We start from the raw sequence: 4,698 nt of genomic DNA, 5'->3' as shown, positions 1-4,698 counted from the left end.
CGAGTTCTGTCAAAGAGATTGTTGTAGTGACCCATGCTACGAAGCGGTCTTTCTTGACCAAGGTTGGGACGGTCTACTACTATTTCTAAGATACAAGGTTGGGTGAAGCGGAGCGCAACCCAACATATATCAGAATGTTGGGTTACGCAAAGCCTCCACCCAACCTACAATTTTTTGCTTTAATTCAACAACACCAAAAATAAAATTACCGTAGTGGTATCGCAAGACCAAAATAGTGTAATAGCTAAAAGCACGTAATAAGTATTTAACCCCAAAAATTTATAACATAGCCTCTAAGCAATATGAATGAATGGTACAAAGAAGACCTCGCGTTTATTCATGATGACGGTTTCCGTGACTTCGCTCTCAAATCCGCTCCCGGCATTTTAGAAATCCTCGCTCAAAACAAAATACATGATGGACTAGTGGTTGACTTGGGTTGTGGTAGCGGATTATGGGCAAAAGAACTTACTAAGTCTCATTATCGTGTTCTCGGAGTTGATATTTCTGAGTCGATGATTAATATTGCACGAACAAGAGTCCCAGATGCCGAATTTCGGATCGATTCACTATTCAAAACAGAGATTCCGCCATGCAATGCTGTCACCTCCATTAGTGAATGTATCAGCTACCTGTTTGATCGAGACAACGATCGCCAAATTCTTGTTCAGCTTTTCTGGCGCATATATAATGCCTTAACTCCTGGGGGTGTATTCATCTTCGACATTGCCGAAAAAGGACAAGTTGCACAAGGTACTACAACTAAGGGTTTCACTGAAGGAGAAAGCTGGGTAGTATTAGTTGAAAAATCGGAAGATCGAGAGCAAATGATTTTGACACGCCGAATTATTAGCTTCCGTAAGATGGGGGAACACTACAGACGATCTGACGAAGTACACCACGTGCGATTATACGAAGCAACAGCTATTGCAAGTGACCTCTCTGGCGTTGGCTTCCAAGTTGAAACAACTCGTAGTTATGGGCAATACCTTCTGCCGGAGGGCTATGTAGCATTTATTGCACGCAAACCAAGATCATAAATACCTAAATCTAATCTAATATCTAATTTTTTTGTTATGGTGATCCCAAAAGAATTGTTAAGTACTTACGAGGTTCAATAGAATGACTAATCGATTCATTCGTATCTTTAAATACAAGTATTTACAAGTAATTTATTTATAAAGTGTATCTATTTAGGTTGAGCAATACGCGCTTCAATATCTTCCAATGTTTGTAACAATAGACTCCTTGCCTGCAATTGCCAACCCCATCTTTGAATTCTGTAAGCTGATACAGTACCAACTATAGCTGCTAACAAACAGATAGGTTGATTTAAAGAAATTCCAAATAACAAACCCAATCCAGCAATTCCCCAAAATGGTAAGGCTACTGTTTGTCTTTGCTCTTCCACAATTTGAGTAATTATATTAGAAGATTTCTTGTTAACTAATAATGCTTCTTTGACTTGTCGCTGTTCGGCTGCCGAGACTGATAAACCTATTTTACGGCGTAGTTTTTCGATTTTGCGGGCATCAGTACTGTACTCAGTTAACTCATCTTCTGCCATTTTTAGTAGTCGTTCTAATTGCGCCATTGTGTATTGCATCCGGTATTTTGATAAAGCTATTAACCTAAATAATTGTTAACTTTTATTGACTATAAAGTTGTATTTAATCGCCAAATTTAAAGTTACACGACAGAATGAAAAATCTAAAATTAAAGATGGGAAAAATATACTAAAGGTTACGCACTTACAAATTGAGTATAAATTTAAAAGGTAATTATGACTACAATATCTAAAAGCACTTTATCTCCATCTGCTCAAGAGCGATCGCTCATCTTATGGTTTGATGAAGTTGGAATTGCTGATATACCGTTAGTTGGTGGTAAAAATGCCTCACTGGGCGAAATGATTCAACAGCTAACGCCTAAAGGGATTAACGTTCCTACCGGATTCGCCACCACTGCTTACGCCTATCGTCATTTCATCAAATCAGCAGGTTTAGAAGCAAAGCTACGCAAACTCTTTGCTGACTTGGATGTTGAAGATGTCAAAAATTTACGAGAACGGGGGAAAAAAGCGCGATCGCTATTAATCCACACTCCATTTCCTGTAGAGTTGCGAGAGGCGATCGCTACAGCCTACCAAAGTCTTTGTGAAATATACCATACAGAGACAGATGTTGCAGTCCGTTCTAGCGCCACTGCTGAAGACCTTCCTGATGCTAGTTTTGCTGGACAGCAAGAAACTTACCTCAACGTTGTCGGTGTGGAAGGAGTTTTAGCAGCTTGTCACAAGTGCTTTGCTTCCATATTTACCGATCGCGCCATTTCTTATCGCCACACCAAGGGATTTGACCACTTTAGCATTGCTCTGGCTGTGGGTGTGCAAAAAATGGTGCGCTCTGACTTAGCAACCTCTGGGGTAATGTTCTCCATTGACACAGAAACCGGATTTAAGGATGCAGCACTAATTACAGCCGCCTACGGTTTAGGTGAAAACGTTGTTCAGGGGTCTGTCAATCCTGATGAATACTGTGTTTTTAAACCAACTTTAAAAGCTGGTTTTCGCCCGATTATCGATAAAAAATTGGGCAGTAAAGAACTGAAAATGATTTATGATGACGGCTCCAAATTTACGAAAAATGTTTCGGTTTCCGCCAGCGAAAGAGGTAAATTTGCCCTGAGTGATGAAGAGATTTTACAACTAGGAAGTTGGGCGTGTTTAATTGAAGATCATTATTCTCAAGTCCACGGTATATCCACTCCAATGGATATCGAGTGGGCAAAAGATGGCATTACTAATCAACTTTTTATTGTGCAAGCGCGTCCCGAAACCGTCCAGTCGCAGAAGACAGGAAATGTGCTGCGGAGTTATCGGTTGGTATTGGGGAACAGGGAAAAATCTTCCCACTCGTCACTCCATGATTCCCAATCGCCTATTCCCCTGGTTACCGGAAGTGCAATTGGAGAAGCTATTAGTCAAGGGAAAGCCCGCCTAATTTTAGATGTTCAGAAACTCGAACAGTTTCAAGTTGGGGAAGTTTTGGTGACAGAAAGAACCGATCCCGATTGGGAACCGATTATGAAACGCGCCAGTGCAATTGTCACCAATTCTGGTGGTAGAACGTGTCATGCAGCAATCATTGCGCGAGAATTGGGTGTCCCTGCGATCGTGGGATGTGGCAATGCTACAGAAATCTTAAAACCTGGTCAAGAGGTAACAATTTCTTGCGCCGAAGGGGAAGAAGGAAAAGTTTATGCAGGCTTATTGCCTTTTGAAGTGGAAGAAGTTGCTTTAGAGAACTTACCGCGTACTCATACTCAAATTTTAATGAATGTAGGTAATCCTCAAGAGGCATTAAGTTTATCGGCAATTCCTAACGATGGCGTAGGTTTAGCAAGAACAGAATTTATCATTGCCAACCAAATCCAAATTCATCCAATGGCATTGATTCATTATGAATTGTTAAAAGATGAATTTGTCAAAGCTAAAATTGCTGAGATTACCTCACTTTATGACGATAAACCTCAATATTTTGTAGATAAATTAGCTCAAGGGATAGGTAGAATTGCCGCAGCATTCTATCCTAAACCAGTGATTGTGCGAATGTCAGATTTCAAAAGTAATGAATATGCGAATTTGTTAGGTGGGCGACAGTTTGAACCCCATGAAGAAAATCCAATGCTGGGTTGGCGAGGAGCGGCACGTTACTATGATGAAGGTTACAGAGAAGCTTTTGCCCTAGAATGTCATGCCCTCAAACGGGTACGGGAAGAGATGGGTTTAACGAACGTTATTCCGATGATTCCTTTTTGTCGCACTCCTGATGAAGGGCGGTTGGTTTTAGCAGAGATGGCAAAAAATGATTTAAAGCAGGGCGTTAACGGGTTGCAGGTTTATGTGATGTGTGAGTTGCCCAGTAATGTGATTCTGGCTGAAGAATTTGCTGAGGTCTTTGATGGCTTCTCCATTGGTTCTAATGATTTAACTCAACTGACACTAGGGATAGATAGGGATTCGGCGTTGGTAGCGAGATTGTTTGATGAACGTAGTCCAGCTGTCAAACGAATGGTAAAAATGGCCATAGAAGCGGCGAAAAAATGCGATCGCAAAATCGGCATTTGTGGACAAGCACCCAGTGATTACCCAGAATTTGCTCAGTTTTTGGTTGAACAGGGAATTGATTCCATCAGTCTGAATCCAGATTCGGTTTTAAAGACAATGCTAGAAGTAGCAAAAGCCGAGGGTACTAATTCATAATTCGAGTAATTTATGCCAGCTAGAGACCGTTACCATGAGAACTTAAAGAATGCACTGATCAAAGATGCCTGGACGATTACCGACGATCCCTTTCATCTAAAGTGGGGAAAAAAGGATCTTTACGTGGATTTGGCAGCCGAAAAGTTACTCATAGCAGAAAAAGGAACGCAGAAAATTGCTGTTGAAATCAAGACCTTCAGTGGTGAATCGGAAGTGGCAGACCTCGAACAGGCAATTGGTCAGTACTTTACTTACCTTGCTGTAATGTCCCGCAATTATCCAGATAGGGTTTTGTATATTGCTGTTCATGAGGATATTTTTACCGACATTTTTGATACTGCTGGCGAAATATTGCTTAACAAATAAGTTGGCTCCATCAAGAGTTATTTAGGATCTAAAAAGCGATCGCTTGAGGTATGATTCGATGTCACTGA

Annotated in this window: 4 protein-coding genes; 3 read left to right on the top strand and 1 reads right to left on the bottom strand. The window is 40.9% G+C overall.

Translation table 11 applies throughout. The features are described 5' to 3' along the window. Positions 1-302 precede the first annotated feature (302 nt). Positions 303-1,040: a class I SAM-dependent methyltransferase gene (locus H6G86_RS37790; protein WP_190938676.1), complete on the top strand. Its 738-nt coding sequence runs from the start codon at positions 303-305 to the stop codon at positions 1,038-1,040. Positions 1,041-1,189: 149 nt separating this feature from the next. Here H6G86_RS37790 and H6G86_RS37785 read toward each other — a convergent pair whose 3' ends face one another. Further along, positions 1,190-1,594, bottom strand: coding sequence for a hypothetical protein (locus tag H6G86_RS37785; RefSeq protein WP_190938675.1), 405 nt, complete (start codon positions 1,592-1,594; stop codon positions 1,190-1,192). Between the two features lie 189 nt (positions 1,595-1,783). Between H6G86_RS37785 and ppsA the strand changes: the two genes are divergently transcribed. Together ppsA and H6G86_RS37775 are read left to right on the top strand one after the other, a co-directional pair. Continuing rightward, the gene (gene ppsA, locus H6G86_RS37780) at positions 1,784-4,264 is read left to right on the top strand and encodes a phosphoenolpyruvate synthase (protein ID WP_190938674.1); all 2,481 of its coding nucleotides are present in this window, start codon (positions 1,784-1,786) and stop codon (positions 4,262-4,264) included. 12 nt (positions 4,265-4,276) lie between these two features. Next, complete coding sequence (locus tag H6G86_RS37775) at positions 4,277-4,630, top strand: element excision factor XisH family protein (RefSeq protein WP_190938673.1); 354 nt, start codon at positions 4,277-4,279, stop codon at positions 4,628-4,630. Positions 4,631-4,698 lie beyond the last annotated feature (68 nt).

The sequence above is a fragment of the Nostoc sp. FACHB-133 genome (genome assembly GCF_014698055.1).
In the GTDB taxonomy this organism is placed as follows: Bacteria; Cyanobacteriota; Cyanobacteriia; order Cyanobacteriales; family Nostocaceae; genus Nostoc.
Note: the sequence above shows the minus strand (reverse complement) of the source record. Positions and strands in the feature narration are given on the sequence as shown.

Bases quoted from the DNA above. Each gene is read 5' to 3' on its own strand.
- H6G86_RS37775 (WP_190938673.1), top strand. From the start codon at position 4,277: ATGCCAGCTAGAGACCGTTACCATGAGAACTTAAAGAATGCACTGATC.
- ppsA (WP_190938674.1), top strand. From the start codon at position 1,784: ATGACTACAATATCTAAAAGCACTTTATCTCCATCTGCTCAAGAGCGA.
- H6G86_RS37785 (WP_190938675.1), bottom strand. From the start codon at position 1,594: ATGGCGCAATTAGAACGACTACTAAAAATGGCAGAAGATGAGTTAACT.
- H6G86_RS37790 (WP_190938676.1), top strand. From the start codon at position 303: ATGAATGAATGGTACAAAGAAGACCTCGCGTTTATTCATGATGACGGT.